The sequence below is a fragment of the Paenibacillus sp. 2TAB23 genome (assembly GCF_052115165.1).
Taxonomy (GTDB): Bacteria; Bacillota; Bacilli; order Paenibacillales; family Paenibacillaceae; genus Pristimantibacillus.
Window position 1 is genome coordinate 1 of sequence record NZ_JBFRGD010000009.1, and the last position, 17,653, is coordinate 17,653.

13 protein-coding genes and 1 pseudogene are annotated in these 17,653 nt (G+C 51.6%); 3 read left to right on the forward strand and 11 right to left on the reverse strand.

Annotated features, from left to right (window positions below; all coding sequences use genetic code 11):
* The 7 genes and pseudogenes from AB4Z29_RS14430 to AB4Z29_RS14460 all read right to left on the reverse strand — a co-directional run.
* Positions 1-431: sigma-70 family RNA polymerase sigma factor (locus AB4Z29_RS14430; protein WP_441943742.1), on the reverse strand; the 431-nt coding region annotated here is incomplete at its 3' end.
* Positions 432-738: 307 nt separating this feature from the next.
* A complete protein-coding gene (locus AB4Z29_RS14435; protein ID WP_441943743.1) occupies positions 739-2,373 on the reverse strand; it encodes an extracellular solute-binding protein in 1,635 nt (544 codons plus the stop codon).
* Between the two features lie 68 nt (positions 2,374-2,441).
* Positions 2,442-3,338 carry a carbohydrate ABC transporter permease gene (locus AB4Z29_RS14440; protein WP_441943744.1) on the reverse strand — a complete coding sequence of 299 codons (897 nt, stop codon included), beginning with the start codon at positions 3,336-3,338 and terminating at the stop codon, positions 2,442-2,444.
* Between the two features lie 25 nt (positions 3,339-3,363).
* Complete coding sequence (locus AB4Z29_RS14445) at positions 3,364-4,302, reverse strand: ABC transporter permease (RefSeq protein WP_441943745.1); 939 nt, start codon at positions 4,300-4,302, stop codon at positions 3,364-3,366.
* Positions 4,303-4,525: 223 nt separating this feature from the next.
* Positions 4,526-5,926 (reverse strand): sulfatase family protein, encoded by a 1,401-nt coding sequence (locus tag AB4Z29_RS14450; RefSeq protein WP_441943746.1) that lies wholly within the window; start codon positions 5,924-5,926, stop codon positions 4,526-4,528.
* Between the two features lie 46 nt (positions 5,927-5,972).
* Positions 5,973-6,913, reverse strand: a pseudogene (locus AB4Z29_RS14455) (hypothetical protein).
* Positions 6,914-7,038: 125 nt separating this feature from the next.
* Complete coding sequence (locus AB4Z29_RS14460; protein ID WP_441943747.1) at positions 7,039-7,866, reverse strand: family 20 glycosylhydrolase; 828 nt, start codon at positions 7,864-7,866, stop codon at positions 7,039-7,041.
* Positions 7,867-8,166: 300 nt separating this feature from the next.
* Here AB4Z29_RS14460 and AB4Z29_RS14465 point away from each other — a divergent pair, with 300 nt between their 5' ends.
* Together AB4Z29_RS14465 and AB4Z29_RS14470 are read left to right on the forward strand one after the other, a co-directional pair.
* On the forward strand, positions 8,167-9,594 hold the full coding sequence (locus AB4Z29_RS14465; RefSeq protein ID WP_441943748.1) for a response regulator transcription factor: 1,428 nt from the start codon (positions 8,167-8,169) through the stop codon (positions 9,592-9,594).
* Positions 9,591-11,351, forward strand: a complete 1,761-nt coding sequence (locus AB4Z29_RS14470; protein ID WP_441943749.1) for a sensor histidine kinase — start codon at positions 9,591-9,593, stop codon at positions 11,349-11,351. The genes AB4Z29_RS14465 and AB4Z29_RS14470 overlap by 4 nt, the downstream gene beginning before the upstream one ends.
* Before the next feature lie 266 nt (positions 11,352-11,617).
* Here AB4Z29_RS14470 and AB4Z29_RS14475 read toward each other — a convergent pair whose 3' ends face one another.
* Together AB4Z29_RS14475 and AB4Z29_RS14480 are read right to left on the reverse strand one after the other, a co-directional pair.
* On the reverse strand, positions 11,618-13,090 hold the full coding sequence (locus AB4Z29_RS14475; RefSeq protein WP_441943750.1) for an arylsulfatase: 1,473 nt from the start codon (positions 13,088-13,090) through the stop codon (positions 11,618-11,620).
* A gap of 67 nt (positions 13,091-13,157) precedes the next feature.
* Positions 13,158-14,909 (reverse strand): glycoside hydrolase family 35 protein, encoded by a 1,752-nt coding sequence (locus AB4Z29_RS14480; RefSeq protein ID WP_441943751.1) that lies wholly within the window; start codon positions 14,907-14,909, stop codon positions 13,158-13,160.
* A 164-nt stretch (positions 14,910-15,073) separates the two neighbouring features.
* Here AB4Z29_RS14480 and AB4Z29_RS14485 point away from each other — a divergent pair, with 164 nt between their 5' ends.
* A complete protein-coding gene (locus tag AB4Z29_RS14485; protein WP_441943752.1) occupies positions 15,074-15,973 on the forward strand; it encodes a helix-turn-helix domain-containing protein in 900 nt (299 codons plus the stop codon).
* 90 nt (positions 15,974-16,063) lie between these two features.
* On the opposite strand, the gene AB4Z29_RS14490 is transcribed toward AB4Z29_RS14485, so the two are convergent.
* Both AB4Z29_RS14490 and AB4Z29_RS14495 read right to left on the reverse strand, forming a co-directional pair.
* Positions 16,064-17,050, reverse strand: coding sequence for a formylglycine-generating enzyme family protein (locus AB4Z29_RS14490; RefSeq protein WP_441943753.1), 987 nt, complete (start codon positions 17,048-17,050; stop codon positions 16,064-16,066).
* Positions 17,051-17,104: 54 nt separating this feature from the next.
* Positions 17,105-17,641 carry a chromate transporter gene (locus AB4Z29_RS14495; protein ID WP_441943754.1) on the reverse strand — a complete coding sequence of 179 codons (537 nt, stop codon included), beginning with the start codon at positions 17,639-17,641 and terminating at the stop codon, positions 17,105-17,107.
* Positions 17,642-17,653: the final 12 nt, after the last annotated feature.

The window sequence follows — 17,653 nt, forward strand, 5'->3', positions numbered from 1 at the left end:
GTGATCTCATTGCCTTCCTTATCCGTGCCAATCGGATCATGCAAAGAAACGTCCTTTCGAGTTTTCTTCAATGAACGCAGATGCATAAGTATTTCGTTCTCAATACAACGAGCCGCAAACGTCGCGAGCTTCGTGCCTTTCCCGGTCTGAAAGCTCTCAATCGCTTTGATCAATCCAATTGTTCCAATCGAGATCAAATCCTCGAGATCCTCCCCGGTATTGTCGAATTTTTTGACTATGTGAGCGACTAATCGGAGATTGTGTTCAATAAGCAGGTTACGGGAACGCTGATTACCTTCTGCCATTAATTGCAAATGCTTGGTTTCTTCCTCCTCTTGAAGAGGCTGGGGAAACGCGTTGTTTTTGACATAAGAGACGAGCAATGAAAGCTGCTTAATGAAAAGCGCTATCGCTGAGAATAATCCAGGCATTGAACCGTACACCCCCACGTTGTATTTACTTAGTCAATAAGCTCGATTCAAGCCATTTTCTAAGCAAATTGAAGTCTGTTCTTTAGTGTATGTGGGTAATAGCCTATTCGTGCATGTACGCTTGAATCGAGACGGAATTCACATCATGCTTCATCCTCTTTATCTTTGTATCGCACTACTTACAGTAACCCTCACTCCATTAAATCCTCATCTGCAGCCTAAGTATGAATGCAAAGAAAAAACGACCAGCAAGCCCAAAAGGGAATGACGGTCGTCTCTCTTTGTTATTCGAATTTATTTCGACAGTTTATTCGATGCCTTGCTCTTTCGCCTTCGCGTTCACTTCTTCGATCATCTTATCGAGGCCCTTGGACTTATAGCCGTCAACGATTTTCTGCCATGATTTCTCTACGGAATCCTTAGACAACATTACATTCAGCAGGTCGTCGTGATCGAACACCGTGAAGCTGTCCTTAGTCGGAGTCGACATATACGTCAGGCGAATATCATATTCCGGCACTTTCGTATTGTTTAGAACCCAGTCGACGTACTCTACTGCATCTTGTCGGAGACCCTCGTCGCCAATGGACGGGTTGCTTAGGTCGTAACGGTCAGCTGTCTCATATGCAACCAAGTCTCTTAAAAATGCGATAGCGGGATACTTTTCGTTAAGAGATTTTGTTTCCAGCATGGTCTTCTTGTCGCCCTCTGCCTTGTAATCGACACCTTCGATACCGTAGGTGAGCAGCGTTTTCCCTTCGGGAGACAGGACGTAATCATAAAGAGCTAGAATACGCTCAAGCTTCTCTGGAGCGATTTTTCCGCTGAAATAGCTCTCCGACCAATACGTTTTGAAAATAGCGTGATGACGCTCTCCGTCAGCACCAGCCAGCGGTTTCAATACCTTCACGGTTTCCGAGACATTTTTGTCCGGATAGCTGTTGGCCCAGCGTTTGCGATAGATGTTCGCGTCAAGGTTAATAAATCCTCCACCCGAAAGCATGGCCGCGGATTTGCCCGAAGCGAATTTGTCGTACGCGATTTCCGGGCTGGTAAGCGCGATGTCCGGATCGATCAGATTTTTATCTTGCATATCCTTCATGTTCTGAAGGGCAGGCAATGCGTTCTTCGAGAATACGGCAGGAATGAACTTGCCGTCTTCCTTGATCCATTTAAAATCCGCACCGCTGCCGTCGCTTGTGGCAACCGGGTTGCCGTATAGCCAAAACAATCCACCCAGCATTTTCACTTGCGCCGAGGTTAATCCGGAAATTTTCTTGCCTTCGGGATCGGCTTTCACTATCGCTTCAAGCATCGCTTTGAATTCGTCCCAAGTCTCCGGCTCCTTCGTAATGCCGGCAGCCTGCGCCAAATCCCAACGGTAGTAGACCACGCGGTCGAGCGCGCTCCAGTCTACGCTTGGGAACATCCTTCTCGGAATTGTGTATTGCTTGCCATCGACAGCCAGTCCGGCAATATCCGGAGCTTCGAAGTATTTCGCGAGATTCGGATAGTTGGTGAGGTCCGGAAGAGGGGCGACGACGCCTTGCTCAACCCACTTCCGCTGATATTGCGTGCCGATCGCGTCAATCGCGAATACGTCCGGCAGCTGTCCCGACGCTGCCCACATTTGAATCTTTTGCCCATAGTCGTCCCAAGTCGTATTGACAGGTTTAATGGTAATATTGAATTTGTTCAAAATGTCCTGCACGATCGGATCATTCTCGATCTTTGCGACTTCCGCTTCTACGTCCCAGAAAGCAACGGAAATTTCCATCGGCTCCTCATACGGGTTACTCGCTTCTCCCGTACCCGAATTCGTCGTAGCGGGTTTATTGCTCTCGGACGGTTTCTCATTGCTGTTGCCGCTGCAAGCCGCGAGCAACCCCACGAACATGGCCATGCAGGCTACAATAATGCTGAAATTCTTCATTCTTTTCATCCTTGATTCCTCCCTTTTGTCATTGTGAAGCTTTTACTAGGATAGGACAAGCATCTATTTGAATTTCCTTATCCTTTAATGGAGCCTACTAATATCCCTTTGGCGAAGTGCTTCTGAAGGAAGGGATATACCATAATGATAGGCAAGCTGGAGATGACAATCGTCGCCATCTGCAAAGCAGGCGTATACACCTTGCTGGAGTTGCTGTCCGCCGCTTGCTGAGCCAGCGTATTCAGGAGCTGATTGCTCGTGATAAGCGTCTCCCTCAAGTAGATTTGGAGCGGCGTTTTGGCGGAATCGCTAATGAAGATGAGCGCATACCACCACTCGTTCCAACGCTCCACCGCGAAGAACAAGCCGAAGGTGGCAATGAACGGCGCGGAGATGGGAAGTATGATTTTGAGCAAAATGTACAGGTCGTTAGCGCCGTCCAGCTTCGCGGATTCCTCCAAGCTTTCCGGCAGCGTGCCGAAGTAATTTTTCATAATAATCAAGTAGAACGTGTTCAAGCCCGCAGGGATAATCATGACGAATATGCTGTTCACGAGCCCTAGCGATTTGATGACCAGATAGAACGGAATAAGCCCGCCATTGAAAAACATCGTGAACAGAATTAACGTCAGCATCGCGTTCCGGCCTGGCATCCCTTTCTTGGAGAGCGCATAAGCGCCGGCAACCGATATCGTCATGCTGAACAATACGCCGACCACGGTTACGATGACCGTGTTAATAGAGGAGCTCCAAAACTTCGCATCGGATAAAATAACCTCGTAAGCCGTCAAATCAAAGGACAGGGGCAGCAAATACAGGTTAAACTGGCTGATGACCTCGAATTTGGCGAATGAAATGATAAGGACGTTGTAGAACGGAAAAAACGTGATAAGGGACAGCAGTCCGAGCACAATATATACGATGAGGTCGAAGGCGCTTAGCCTTGCCCGCTTCTTCGCATGCGTTAGCTTCATCTGTCGAATTCCTCCAAGCCGTAGTTTAATAGAGTCCTTCCTCGCCCAATCGCTTCACGACCATGTTCGCCAAGACGAGCAGCACCAAGCTGATGACGGACTTGATAAGTCCGGCCGCCGTCATATAACCGAAGTCTCCGCCAACCTGGAATGACGTTCGGTAAATATAAGTGTCGATAACATCAGCAACGGAATAGACCGGCGAGCTGTACAAGTTGAAGATTTGGTCGAAGCTTGCGCCTTGCGTTAGAAGCTGACCGACATGAAGAATGAGTAGGATCGCAACCGTGCTTTTAATGCCCGGCCACGCGATGTGGAGCAGTCTTTTGAAGCGGTTAGCGCCGTCCATCTCGGCAGCTTCGTACAGTTCGGGATTAATGCCAGCCAGCGCGGCCAAGTAAATAATCGAATCCCAGCCGACTTCCCGCCACATGTGCGTGATATAAAGAAGAGGCCGGAACGACGAGCTATCCGTTAGCGGGGCAATGGACTCGAAACCGAGAGACATGATCGTCTGGTTCACGACGCCGTCGCGGCTGAGCATGATCGTTATAATCCCTGCGAGCACGACCCAAGAGATGAAATGAGGGAACGTAAGCACGGTCTGGAAAAACCGTTTGGCTTTATTTCTGGAAAATTCGTTTAATAGAATAGCCAAGACGATCGGCATCGGGAAATTGATGAGAAGCTTCATCATGCTGATAATAATCGTGTTTTTGAATGCCGTATGGAAATCGGCGTCGGACCAAATTTTTTGGAAATGCTCGAGTCCGATCCAAGGGCTTCCTAGAATGCCGCCGCTGTAATCGAATGTCTTGAACGCGAGCGTCACGCCGTACATCGGCGCATACGCGAACAGCGCGTACCAAATGAGGACCGGCAGAACCATCAGATAAAAGTATTTGTGCAGAAGCATCGTCTTCCAAAGCCTCTTCGTTGATCTAACGCTCGCCCCGCTCTGCATTAGAAGTCACTCCTTGCTTATCTAGTTTTGTGATTCCAGGATCCTTGTTCACTTTATTAGTATAGAAGGGACGCCGAATGCGGAGTATGGATATAATCAACCTTCTATGTGGACGCAATAATGAAAGTGCTTTCAGTCGTTTTCAATCACATAATCCGACATAGGCGTCATAGATAAATACATAGAGAAAATAAAGAAAGCCGGCGCCTCATGCGCCGACCTTCTACTCCCCTTGCTGATCCCTCCAAATTCGGTATTCCTCGGCATGCAGCGGCCCGCCTTCCTTCATGACCGTCCATAACGGATCGGTATCGCAGTCCATCGTCGCCATCATGTCGTCATGCCAAGCGTTCAGCAGATAGACGGCTTCCTTGCACACGTCGCGCCGCTCCCCCGACAGGTTTCGCTGCTCATGAGGATCGTCCTTCAGATTGAACAGCATTTCCTTCGGAAAGCCGTGATAGCCGTCGTGATACGACCGAATGTAGAGCCAATCTTGAAACCGGACGCTGCGCTGGCAGACATGGGCGCATTGCGTCAATACGAGATAGTCTCTGCCCCCATTGGATGCGCCGGTTATGGCGTCCGCATAGCTAATGCCGTCCCAGCGCTCCGGATGCTTCGCGCCAACCAGATCGGCAAGCGTCGGAGCTAAATCCAGATGGTAATGCAAGCCTTCGTTTCTCGCGCTTCGAGCGCCTCCCGGCCAGCGGAAGATCATCGGAATGCGGCAGGTTCCTTCGTCGGCTGTGCCATGCTCCGAATAAATGCCAAGCTCGCCCATGTTCTCTCCATGGTCCGCGCTGATCAGAATCGCCGTCTCCTCCAGGATGCCGAGCTGCTCCAGCTGCGATAATACTTGTCCGATATGGTCATCCATGTAGCGGATCGCGCAATCATAATTGTCGATAATTTGACGGATATCTTCGTAGGACTCGATCTGATGGCCGTGCCTGCTCCACTTTCCGTAATGCGATTTCGCCAGCTCGTTCATATTCGCGATACTGTGCTGTCCCTGCTTCTGCAGATGTGACCGGAATACCTCCTCTGTCAGCCACTCAGGCAGAGGCTCGCTCGCGAATGGATGGCCATATTCATCCGGCGTCCGATAAGGCGTATGGGGATCCCAGAAATTCAGATGCAGGAACCATTGGTCCGACCGTCCGTTATCCTCCAGCCACTTCAATGCGGCAGGCAGCACCTGATGCGCCGATTCCAAGCCATTCTCTCCGATGTTGTGCACCTCGTTGAAGCCTGCATTGAAGGTCCAAGCGGAATGCCGGTCGGCGAACGTACTGATCGTCGCCGTCTTATAGCCTGCTTCCCGCAATACGAAGGGAAGACTCTCCCGCTTCAATCTGTCCTCGAATCCCCTTGTCGCACCGTCCCGCCTCATATCAGCCGCGGTGCCGCCGTGGCCCGCAACGCCGGTATGAATGCCGAATCTACCCGACATCAGCGCGGTTCGAGAGGGCATGCAAGGCGCGTCTGAGCAATAATAATTGGTGAAGATGACACCTTCCTCCGCGATACGGTCAATGTTTGGCGACGTATTGCGATGGTAGCCATAGCTGCCCAGATGGTCGGGACGGAGTGAGTCTAGATCGAGATAAAGTATTCTCATGTCGCATCGATCTCCTTTTCGAATGGATAAAAGTCATCATGTCGGTTTAGATTCCCGCAAGAACAGAAGGCGTGGCGATCGCATGCCACAGGGAGACGCTAATCACGTTCGTATCGCTCTCCTCCCGCGCGTCGAATGTCAGGATCGGTTCCTCCAGCTCCTCCAATGCTTGAAGCTCGCCTCGCACGTATTGACCGATTCGATAGATGGCGGTATTGATCCGCTGCTGCAATCCCCCATTCGCAGGTCGAACACGTCGAAGCCGAATATTTTGTTTTCTTTCATCCACTGGGTCCGGTAAGCCTCCATGAATCGCGAAGCTCTTGCCTTTATTTCCGGCAGCAGCGACTCGGCGAATTTCCCGAGCTGCTCTTTATCGCCGCTGCGGTACGCTTCTCGGATAGCGATTCCCGCTGACGCCTTCATCTCCAGTAGACGGCATAACGCAGCCTGCGTCTCGAAGAGCGAACACCATTCCGGATTGCGTTCCGCAGCCGCTTCCAAGTACGCCGCGCTAAAGCCGTAATGCTCCTTATACGTTTCCGGCTGCACATGCTTGTCGAACAGCCCGTACAGTACGTCCTGATAAAGCAAATATTTGCTTGGGTTAACCTGATTACCCATGCTTCGGCCCGGTGATGGATTATCGGGCACGAGATTGGCGAGATCCAAGGAGATGAAATCTTGGTAGTTGCCGCCCGTGCAAGTCGCGAACCGCTCCTGCAGCATGCCTTCGTCTTCCGAGTTTTTATAGCAAAGCTCCGCCCACAGCTGCAAAGTCGGGAGAATTGCATAGAAGGAGCATTCCGCCCCATTGTCTCCCCAAGCCGTGACAAGCGTCTCGCGTATCCCGTTCGCGATGCAGCTCTCATGCGCCATTACTCCGATATGGCGGCTGAACGCATTGTTCGGGGCGAACCCCGTCCATTTCCAAGCGCCGCCAGCGAATACGATATGGTCACTCAACTGCTTATGCTTACTCATCATGCCGTCGTATTTTCCAGGCTCCTCGGAATAGTAATCCCAATAAACCAGCTTTAGATCATCCGGAATCCATGCTGCGATATCTTCCCTGATTGGGCTGTCCGGGTCATAATATTCGCCGCCGCTCGCTAGCCGGAAGAAATATCGCTCCACATCATCGGCTTGTACCCGTACGAGCGGGCTATCTCCATCACCCTGCCAAAGTGCTTGATCATTAGCGCCGAACGGTCATGATAGCCGTGCTTGTCCAAATATTTGCCGAGTCCCATCATATGCGCCTCGTCCATCCCGATGTTAATCGTCCGGCTGCTCAGATTGTCCGCCATCGTTCGGAACATCTCATTTATCAGTTCGTACGTCTTCTGCTCGTCGATCAGCAGAATATCGTTGCAATCCACGAGCTCCGAGTGCGCTGCCCACTTGAGCGCGGGTCCGAGATGCGCGAGCGTCTGTATGCAAGGAACCAGCTCCACGCCGAACATCGCCGCGTAACGGTCCATGCTCTTCCATTGCTCCGCCGTGTAGCGCCCTCTCAAATAGCCGAAGTAAGGATAAGCCTCAAGCTCGTATGTGTCTTCCGTATACAGCTGCACGGATGTATAGCCCATAAGCGCCAACCGCTGGATGATATTCTTGAATGCATCCATATGCAAGACAGCATTGCGGGAGCAATCGATCATAACGCCTAGACTGTCGTACCATGGCGTCTCTTTCACGCTAAACGGCTTGCCTTTCATTACTCCCTCCACGGTTAATCCGAAGGCCCGCATGAACTCGGGGCCGCCGCCGCAGGAGATGACGGCCGATTGACCGTCGTACCGAACGGTGATCCCGCTATCGCCTTCACTGAATTGCATGGCGATGCCTGCCTCCGACAGCGTGACGCCGAGGCAGCCAGCCGCTTCGGACAGCGCTTGATGTTGATTCTCCGTTAAGCCTGTTGCATAAATATCCATATCCTCCCACTCCCTGCTTCGTAGTTAACATTCTGGCTCTAACAGCTTGGCAATCCGGAAGGAAGAGGCATCCCGAAAAGCTTAAGAGTTGGCTTATGATAATCTTCCATCATGCATTCAGCCATATTATAATGAACATTTAGACATGCACAGTATAGATAAAATCGTTATTTTCGCTGTTATTTATTATGAAAGTGCTTTCTAGCTCGCGATTCTTGGTTTTGTCCATATTAATCTTATTTTTTTCTATACGAATCCGCGATGATGCTCGGGTACGATTGCTGTAAAGGAGGCGTTTCTGTGTATAAAGCAGTTATCGTCGATGATGAACGATGGATTGTGGAAGGTATTAAAGCCGGCGTGCGCTGGGAGAAATACGGCTTTCAGGTCGCGGGGGTGGCGGAGAACGGAAAAAAAGGGCTGGAGTTGATCGAGAAACTGCGGCCGGACTTCGTGCTGACCGATATTAAGATGCCGCTCGTTAACGGCCTTGAATTGATTAAGCGGGGCAAGGAAATCTCCCCAGGCACGGTATTCGCCGTGCTGAGCGGGCACGCGGAATTCGCTTACGCCCAAAAAGCGTTGAACTACGGGACCTTCGGCTATTGCCTGAAGCCGTTCGAGATTGATGAAATCGAAAGCATGCTGGCCAAGCTCTCGCAATCGTTGAAGCAGCGAAACGACTTGGAGCCGGAGCGTGATGCCCAAGAGCTCTACGAGGTATTATGCTCGGGAAACGAACAGTTGCTTGCAGAGAAGTTGACGTCTGCCGGCATGCCGGTAAGCGCAGCACTGCCCGTCACGTCGATCGTCGTGCAGGGCTACCTGCCCGCGCCGTACCGGGAAGACATCCAGCATATTCGCTTCCGCATGAACAAGAGGCGCTCGGGTCTGCTCGTCTACAGCCATCTGGCAGAGAGCCTCCTGAGCTCACTCTACTTATCAGGCAATGCTACGGAATACAGCATTGGCATTGGTCCTTCCTCCGCCGATCCTGCCGGTTTGGAAGCGTCGCTTGAGGCTGCCTCAGTGGCCTCGTATGGCTGCTTCTCGACAGGAAAAGGCGGCGTCTATCGGTCGATGGCACCTAAGGAATCGAAGGTTGACGATCTGCTGTCAGAGCTGGCCGGCGCCCTTGCCCAGAAGGACCGAATGCGGTTCGTCTCGGTCATGGAGTCCTGCAGGCCGTTGTTTCGCAGCAATGCGTTAACGATCAAGGACGCGTATCTAATCTTTAATACCGTGATGTTTCTCTTCACGAGGGAAGGCGTAAAGGAGCGCGCAAAATTTCTGGAAGGCTATGACCAGCTTTTTTACGACTATGGCCAATCCGATGCGATGATCGACTATTTGGTAAAACATACGCTTCATCATTTATCCGACGAGCTCCCCTCCCGGCTCGCCGGCGTGACGCATATTCGTATTAAGGAAGTCCTTACGTATATCCACCACCATTTTAATCAGGAAATTTCGATCCAGAGCTTGTCCGAAAAGTTTTATCTAAGCCCCACTTACTTGTCTCAGCTGTTCAAGAAAGAGGTCGGCGAAAACTTTGTGGAATATTTGTCCCGTCTGCGAATCCAGTACGCATGCAAACTGCTCGCCGAGACGGATATGACAGTGAGCCAAATCGGGGAAAAATGCGGCTTCAATGACTACTTCTACTTCACCCGCATCTTCAAAAGGTTGAACGGCATGACGCCAACGCAGTACAGGGAGGCGCGATGAGATCGTTTAAAAAGCTGTCCATACGGACGCAAGTGCTGGCAATCGGTGCGATCCTTCTTGCCGTCATCCCGCTTGTCAGTCTTATAGCCTTCCGGCAATCCAGCGAAGTAATCGTAAATCAGAACACGCAATACAACATGGAGCTGGTGTCCAATCTAAAGCAGCGGGTTTCCGATAATTACACCAAAATTTCAGGAATCATGGTCAATTTAGGCTATGACACGACCGTACAGGACTTTCTGGCGGAGAGTGATAATTTACGCACATACGAACTGTCGAAAAAAGTAAACAGTTTAATGAGCGTTATCAAAAGCACCAACCCTGATATCATTGACATTATTATCGTAAACGCAATGGGCAAGTACACCTCGTTGAACGGCAAAATCAGAATGGCGCAGAAGTTGATGAATCAAGTTAGCGAACGGGAAGCCAACGTCTATTACGGCGGTTTCGTCCATGATGATCCCTTGCTAGTCAATGATATGTTTCTCTTTGGCATGAACCTGTTCGCCTCGCGCGACACTTACCGGTATGGAGAAAAAATCGGCTTCATCACGGTCGTACTGGATGCCGAATCCATTCAATCGGAAATCGTTAAATTTCCAAGGCTGTCAGGCACAAGCATCTATCTCAGAACAAACGATGAGCTGGCCTTCGCGAATGCAGGCGGCTTAGCCCTCAATCTGGACGAAAAACGGCTTACCCTCTTTTCCGATTATGGAGAAAAAGCCGTCATTGGGAAAATCGGGGGGAAATCCTATGCGATACAATCGTTCGCTCTGCCGGAAATTAACGGCGATATCATATCGGCCGTTCCGATCGGCAATCTGATCAAAGAACTAGAGGGTTTGAAGCGAACGAGCTACGTGATGCTGATCGTTACTCTCACGCTTGTCACGATTCCGTATTCCGTTCTGATGATGAATATTTTAAGGCCGCTCGGTAAGCTGATTGCATTCATGAAACGGCTAAAGAGCGGCAATTTGGAGGTGCTGCATTCGAAGGTAGAGCTGGAGGGCTACGCCGAGATCGAGGTGATCTCGACGCAGTTCAACACAATGCTTAACCGGATCAACGATCTGACTCAGCAATTGCTGGAGACGACGGGCGATCTCTATCAGGCCGATATCGAGAGGCAGCGCGCGGAGATGTCGTTCCTGCAGAGTCAGATCAATCCGCATTTTCTCAGCAATACGCTCGATGCAATCAAAGGCATTGCCATCGTGAAGGGGAACCAAGACATTTATGAAATGACCGCTGCCTTAAGCCGGATGCTGCGCTACAGCATTAAGGGATCGAACGAAGTACGGCTGGAGGATGAACTGAAGATCGTCGCTTCCTATATTACGATTCATCAGGGCAGATTCCCGGGAAGAATCGAGTTCGTGCAATACACCTCGGAGGAGCTGCATGGCGTCATCATTCCCAAAATGATCATTCAACCTCTCATCGAGAATGCGATGACTCACGGCCTGGAGCCGCATGCCAGCGGCGGAAAAGTCGTCGTCCAAGCGGAGCTTCGGGAAGACGGCCACATGGAGATTAGCGTTACGGATGACGGTGTCGGCATGGAACCGGAACGTCTTGAGCAGCTCAGAATCACTCTTCGCTCTAGAGACCGCGAGGCCAATCAGCATATCGGCATCAAAAATGTGAACGACCGGATTCGCCTACATTACGGGGAAGGATATGGCATCGAAATCAATAGCTGGCTCGGCAGCGGCACCGTTGTTCGGATACGTCTGCCGCTCTCGTAGACTTCAACATTCGATCCCGGTGCATCATCCGAAATGAAAACAAGCAGGAAGGAGCGACTAGCAGCAGTCCTCCCCACAAGCGTAAAAAAAGCCGATCCCATCATGCGGGACGGCTTTTCCTAATTGAGCAGTATTCCGTGGATGTCCCTGCTCCAATATCTTGGAGGCTAACGCCGCAAGAACTTCAAGGCCGATTTGTCCATCGTCGTTAATATCTGCCTTCTTTCATTGCTGCCAATCCGGTCTTGTTGTATTTATTCGTGCTTTTAACGATGTAAAATATGGCGAAGACAAGTGACCGGTTCCCGGCCGACAACGAGCTTGCCTTCCCTGACATAACCTTCCTCCCGGCCGTCCAGCTCGCAGACGAGGCGTTCACGCCACAATTGTATACTGGCCGCATACGATTCCTCTCCCGCCAAATTTTTCAGCTCATCCGGATCAAGTGCCAGATCAAACAACTGCTCTTCTCCCGTTTGCGTAAACCAGATATATTTCTGGCGGCCGTCAGTCAAATATTGATGCGATAGTTCGCCGTAAGCATGCTCGCCGTGAATATACGGCCGCCAATTCCCGTCTTGAGCGCGCTCTTTGACGCGAAGCAGGCTCTCGCCGTCCAAAGCCTCTGGAATGTTCGCGCCCGCGCAGTCGAGCAAGGTTGGCATAATGTCACGCAGCTCCACGACCTCCTCTACGGTTACCCCTTGACGGACGCCAAGCTTACCGCCGGGATCGGCTACAATCAGCGGAACCTTCGCACTGCCTTCATAAGGCAGCGCCTTGCGGAACAGATGATGATCACCGAGCAGCTCCCCGTGATCGGAGGTGAAGATGATGATTGTTTGGTCTAGTACCCCGTTTTCTTCTATCGCGTTTATAAGCCTGCCCAACTGGTCGTCAATATGGGAGATGAGCGCATAGTAGGCGGACATCGCACGCCGCAGGCGCCGTCTCGGCACGACGCCTGACCGGGTCACGGGATCGAGACCGCCGCGAGCCGGATCGTCCTGCGCCGCCCATTCGCCGACGACCGGATCCGGGAAGTCCGCCTCGACATACCGGTCCCAATAAGCTTGAGGCGGATCAAATGGCGGATGGGGCCGAACGAATGAACTCCAAAGGAAGAAGGGCTTGCGCGGGTCGCGCCGGCGCATAAAGTCGATCGATTGCGTCACGACCCAGTTCGTCGGATGGAGCGACTCCGGCAGATGCCAAGGCCGGGCAACGGTGGAGGCGTTGCAGTCGAGACCAAGATCAATGAGATCCGTACCGGCCCCCGCGCGCTCCCTTAGCCAAGGCAAATAATCGTCGCAGCTGTCATGCGATTCCGTCACCGTGTTCGTATGCTTGAACCGGTTATGATGCAGGTAGCCATCGTGCAGCACAACGTTATGAAAGCCGCATAGGCTGCGTGCCGGATCGACGTGCATTTTGCCCACGCATTGCGTATGGTAGCCTGCCTTCGCCAGTTCGCCAGGCAACGTATGCTCGTAATTCCACGGCACCTTTTCCTCGTATCCAACGCGGCCGTGCGAACGCGGGCTCATCCCGGTAAACAGCGCCGCACGAGCCGGCACGCAGGTAGGCGTCGAAGAATATGCATTTCGGAACAGCATGCCCTTGCGCGCAAGTTGATCCAAATTCGGTGTCTCGACGACCGGATGATCGAGGATGCTTAGACAATCTCCTCTCATTTGATCGACGGTAATGAGCAGCAAATTCGGCCGCGAATCGCGCATGTCGCCACCTATCCCTTCCATTTTATCGTCATGCAAGCCGAATTCCGGCAGTCTTGCCGCGTCTTGCCTATCCGAGATCCGGAGCTTCGATTAGCTCGATTTCCGGCTTGTCCGTTCCGTGCAGTTCCAAAACAATGATCTCATTTGATCCTTCGCGAAGCAGCGGACCCGGCAGATACAGCGTTTTTTGCGGTCCCTTCTCCCAATAGCGGCCTAGATTGAAACCGTTGATCCAAACGACTCCTTTCACCCATCCATCAAGTCGCACGAACGTATCCGCAATATCGTCGACGATTAGCTCGCCTCTGAAGAACATCGGATGTTCAGCGGTCTCGGGTTGAGCGGGGAGAGGAGTGAACGGCAAAGCGTTCAAGTCGGCAAGCGGCAGCGGATAGATTTCCCAATCAAACAGAAATTGATTGTCGAGGCGCACGCCTTCGGTAATGCCCTTAGCATCTTTTAGGCGCGGTCCATAATTGACTCTTCCCATATTCTCGACAAGTATGTCGAGCGTCGCGCCTTCCGCCGGAATATCCACGACAAGCGGCTTTGGGTCCCAACGCTCAATCGTTCCGATGCAGCGGCCATCGAGGAACACCTGTGCCCGGTCGTGCACATCCTGCAGGTGAAGCTCCTGCGACTTGCGCGGACCGGATATCTGTGTACGGTAGAGGATAAAGCCGTAGTTCTGTCCGAGCTTCTCCATCGGCTCCGGGCAGCGCCGGCGTTCGGAAGCCGTCAGCGTATCGAGATGATCGAACAAGCCTGCCGCTTCCGTCATAACTACCGCTCCGTAGCGCTTCTTGCGAGAATGCTCCGGAAGACCCTCCGAAACATTGGCGCCGTGCTTGCGCAGCACCTCGCGCACCGCCATATACTTATCTGTCACATCTCCGCATTCGGACAGCGGCGCATCGTAATCGTAGCTGGTGACGGTGGGCTCATATTTCCCTTGGTCATTCGCACCGTTATAGAACCCGAAATTCGTTCCGCCATGGAACATATAAAAGTTGACTGAAGCGCCGGCAGCAAGCATCTGATCCAGCACATCCGCGACGTCTCCGCCGTCCCGTGTGTGGTGGGGCTTAAGCCAGTGATCGAACCAGCCGTTCCAATATTCCATGCAGAAGAGCGGCTCCTCCGGGCGGTACTCCCTAAACTTCGCGAACTCCTGCTCAGGCCTCGATCCGAAATTCACGGTTGCGAGAACGTCCGGCAGCGTTCCGCCCTGCAGCATTTGATCCGTCGGTCCGTCCGAGGTGAACAGCAGAACATCGATTCCCCGTACCTGCAGTCCATTCTTCAGATAAAGCAAATAGTCCTTGTCATTGCCGTAGCTGCCATATTCGTTCTCGATTTGCACGGCGATAATCGGTCCGCCGTGCGTGCCAAGAAGCGGCACAAGCTTTGGAATAAGCACGTCGTAATAGGCGTCTACCTTTCGCAAGTAGCTCTCGTCCATACAGCGCAACCGGATATCCGGATCGCTCAGCAGCCAGGCTGGCAATCCTCCGAATTCCCATTCCGCGCATATATACGGGCTTGGCCGAACGATAACGTGCAGGCCGAGCTCCCCTGCGAGGGAGATAAACCGTTCAATATCCGCCAATCCATCGAAGCGGAACGCTCCTTCCTTCTCCTCGTGCATATTCCAAGGAACGTACGTTTCCACCGTATTAAAACCACAAGCCTTTAGCTTCAGCAGCCGGTCCTTCCAATACTCCGGGACAACGCGGAAATAATGAATCGCCCCGGACAATAGCTGGATCGGTTCCCCGTCCAACAAAAATTGCGAGTCTTTCACTTCGAGTTTGGCCATGATAACCCCTCCATAACAGATTCCGTCTGCTTCATTATCCGTATTGCCTGCTTAGGTCACAATCGCCAAATGGTGCATTTTCTATACCATTTGTACCAATTCGTTCTCATTGATTATGGATGTGATAGTATAAAGGAACAACAAGGATGAAAGAGTGAGGCGCCATGCAAAACGTGATAGGCTTTCCGAATATGACTTCTACGCTGCAGGTGACCGGCATTCAAATTGGAACATTTCCGCCCGGCTGGGAATATCCGCGGCATCACCATCATTTGTACGAGCTCCTTTGCTGCTTGGGCGGCGAGGTAGAACAAGAGATAAATCGAACGACCGTCACGCTTAAGCTTGGGGACTTACTGTTGATTAACGCCGGAGAAAGACACAAGACCACCAATGCTTCCAGCATGGACTACGAGTTTTTTAATGTGCATTTCGATCTGGACGATCTGGACATCCGCAGCCTGCTCGGCACAGCTTCTTATCGACTCATATCTGCCTCGGAAGCAGCGCATTCCGGCCGGCTGAGTCGTTATATCGGGGAGATTCGCGAATTAACAGAGCAAATGCCAAGCGAGAAACCAAGCGATGACGGAGCGCGGCTGGAAGATAAGCTGCTCTTGCAAGCGAATATCTTGCTCATTATCCGCGAGGTGCTGGCGCTTATCCGCAATCAGGGCGAGGACAGAATGAATGCAAGCCATGTTACGCCGCTTGCGGCCGATGCGGCACATGCCATAGAAGAGAGGCTATCGCTTGGCCTTGCCGAGAATCTCTCGATTGCGCAAGTAGCGAAAGAACTGAACATGAGCCGCAGCCAATGCACCAAGCTATTCGTCAAGGTCTACGGTTTGTCGCCGCGGCAATACATAAGCCGTAGAAAACTTATGTTGGCGAAGGAACTGCTCGTTACTTCCTATTTGCCAATCTCCGAAATTGCCGAGCGGCTCGGTTTTCAGTCGGCCAGCCACTTCTCCCGGCAATTCCGGCGCTGGACCGGCCATTCTCCGACGGCGTTCAAGCCCAAGCACCAAGGAAACGCGCAAGAAAACCCGGATTTGACCTAATTGAGCCTTTCGTAAGGAAGGCAAAAAAGCGCCACCCTTTTCAAGGTGGCGCCTCTCTTATCACTTCTTAACCCTTTAAACGCATGGCAGCTATATCTGGATATCCGCCACTACTCGAAAACCGCAATTCCCAGTCGAACTATCAGGAGTGTTGGAGCTTCGAGCCGCTACCCGATAACGGTTGCAATAAGAGCGATGGCACAAGTATGAACCGCCTCTCATCGACCGATTCCCAGTCTCATGCGAATAACGCGGATTAACGTGCGAAGTTTGTCTGTGATAATCGGGACTGAACCAATCCGCGCACCACTCCCATACATTGCCTGACACGTTGTACAAGCCATAACCGTTTGGTTCGAATGACCGTACAGGAGCCGTTCCGACAAAACCGTCGCTTGCATTGTTTTTAACCGGAAACTTCCCCTGCCAGATGTTGCACATATGCTTGCCGTCTTGCTTTAGCAGATCGCCCCAAGGATAGGTTTTGCCCTTTAAACCGCCGCGTGCCGCATATTCCCATTCCGCTTCCGTCGGCAATCTTGTACCGGACCATTCACAGAAAGCCATTGCGTCATGCCATGAGACATGGACTACAGGGTGATCCAGCCGATTCTCGATGCTTGAATCAGGTCCCTCCGGATGATTCCAGCTTGCTCCCGCTACGACTAGCCACCATGGCACATGCTGTGGTACGTTCTTGACATTATTCATCGTTTCAACGGAGACAAGCAGGTGAAACACAAACGACCACCCGAATTGCTCTGCTTCCGTACGGTAGCCAGTTGCCTTCACGAAAGCTTGAAACTGAGCGTTCGTCACCGCGCACGTTGATATCTGGAACGAGCCGAGTTCGACGCTTCGAACAGGACCTTCCCCATCACTTGAAAACCCTTCGTTTGTAGTCGTTCCCATATCAAAGCTTCCAGCAGGGATGACGACCATGTCCAAATTCAAATCCAGACCCAATCCAGCATCGGTAGCTGATAAACTCTTTGTAGACAACAAGTCCACTGTCTCTATACGTTCCATGTCTACAAGCTGCCTATTTGCAGCACAACAAGGTTTCATTTGATCCATTTATACCTACTCTCCCGACAGTAATGAATTCAACCTTCATTCAGAATCATTCTTTTAATATAGGATAATTCCTGCTGCTCCTGCTGCAAGGAGGACAACAATCGGATAAAGCTTATACTTGAGCATTGCATACAAACAGCCGAAGCATATCAAAAGCGTAACGAATGTCGTCCACGTGAAGCCGGTCTCGTCCCCGCTCAGAAATCCATAATTGATGGCCGCATACACGATGAGCCCCGTAATAATCGGTCGAAAGCCATAAAAAACCGAACGAAGCCACTTGTTATTAACAAATCGAAAAAATACGGAGGCAAGTAAAATAACTGCGATGAGCGAGGGAAGAATCATACCTAACGTCGTCACCAACGCCCCAGCTAAGCCTGCCGTTTTATACCCGACTAAAGTCGCGCTATTCGTAGCAATCGGACCAGGAGTCATGCCGGCAAGCGAAATCGTTTCCTGCAATTCACTGCTCGTCATCCAGCCATTGGATTCGATTTCATATTGAATCATCGGAATTACGGCATACCCACCTCCAAATGAAACGGAACCGACCTTCAAGAAGGTAAAGAACAAGTCCCATAGCATCATTCCATCCCCCTT

Excerpts from the sequence above, each read along its gene's own strand:
- AB4Z29_RS14435 (WP_441943743.1), bottom strand. The coding sequence starts at position 2,373 with ATGAAAAGAATGAAGAATTTCAGCATTATTGTAGCCTGCATGGCCATG.
- AB4Z29_RS14440 (WP_441943744.1), bottom strand. The coding sequence starts at position 3,338 with ATGAAGCTAACGCATGCGAAGAAGCGGGCAAGGCTAAGCGCCTTCGAC.
- AB4Z29_RS14445 (WP_441943745.1), bottom strand. The coding sequence starts at position 4,302 with ATGCAGAGCGGGGCGAGCGTTAGATCAACGAAGAGGCTTTGGAAGACG.
- AB4Z29_RS14450 (WP_441943746.1), bottom strand. The coding sequence starts at position 5,926 with ATGAGAATACTTTATCTCGATCTAGACTCACTCCGTCCCGACCATCTG.
- AB4Z29_RS14460 (WP_441943747.1), bottom strand. The coding sequence starts at position 7,866 with ATGGATATTTATGCAACAGGCTTAACGGAGAATCAACATCAAGCGCTG.
- AB4Z29_RS14470 (WP_441943749.1), top strand. The coding sequence starts at position 9,591 with ATGAGATCGTTTAAAAAGCTGTCCATACGGACGCAAGTGCTGGCAATC.
- AB4Z29_RS14475 (WP_441943750.1), bottom strand. The coding sequence starts at position 13,090 with ATGCGCGATTCGCGGCCGAATTTGCTGCTCATTACCGTCGATCAAATG.
- AB4Z29_RS14480 (WP_441943751.1), bottom strand. The coding sequence starts at position 14,909 with ATGGCCAAACTCGAAGTGAAAGACTCGCAATTTTTGTTGGACGGGGAA.
- AB4Z29_RS14485 (WP_441943752.1), top strand. The coding sequence starts at position 15,074 with ATGCAAAACGTGATAGGCTTTCCGAATATGACTTCTACGCTGCAGGTG.
- AB4Z29_RS14490 (WP_441943753.1), bottom strand. The coding sequence starts at position 17,050 with ATGGATCAAATGAAACCTTGTTGTGCTGCAAATAGGCAGCTTGTAGAC.
- AB4Z29_RS14495 (WP_441943754.1), bottom strand. The coding sequence starts at position 17,641 with ATGATGCTATGGGACTTGTTCTTTACCTTCTTGAAGGTCGGTTCCGTT.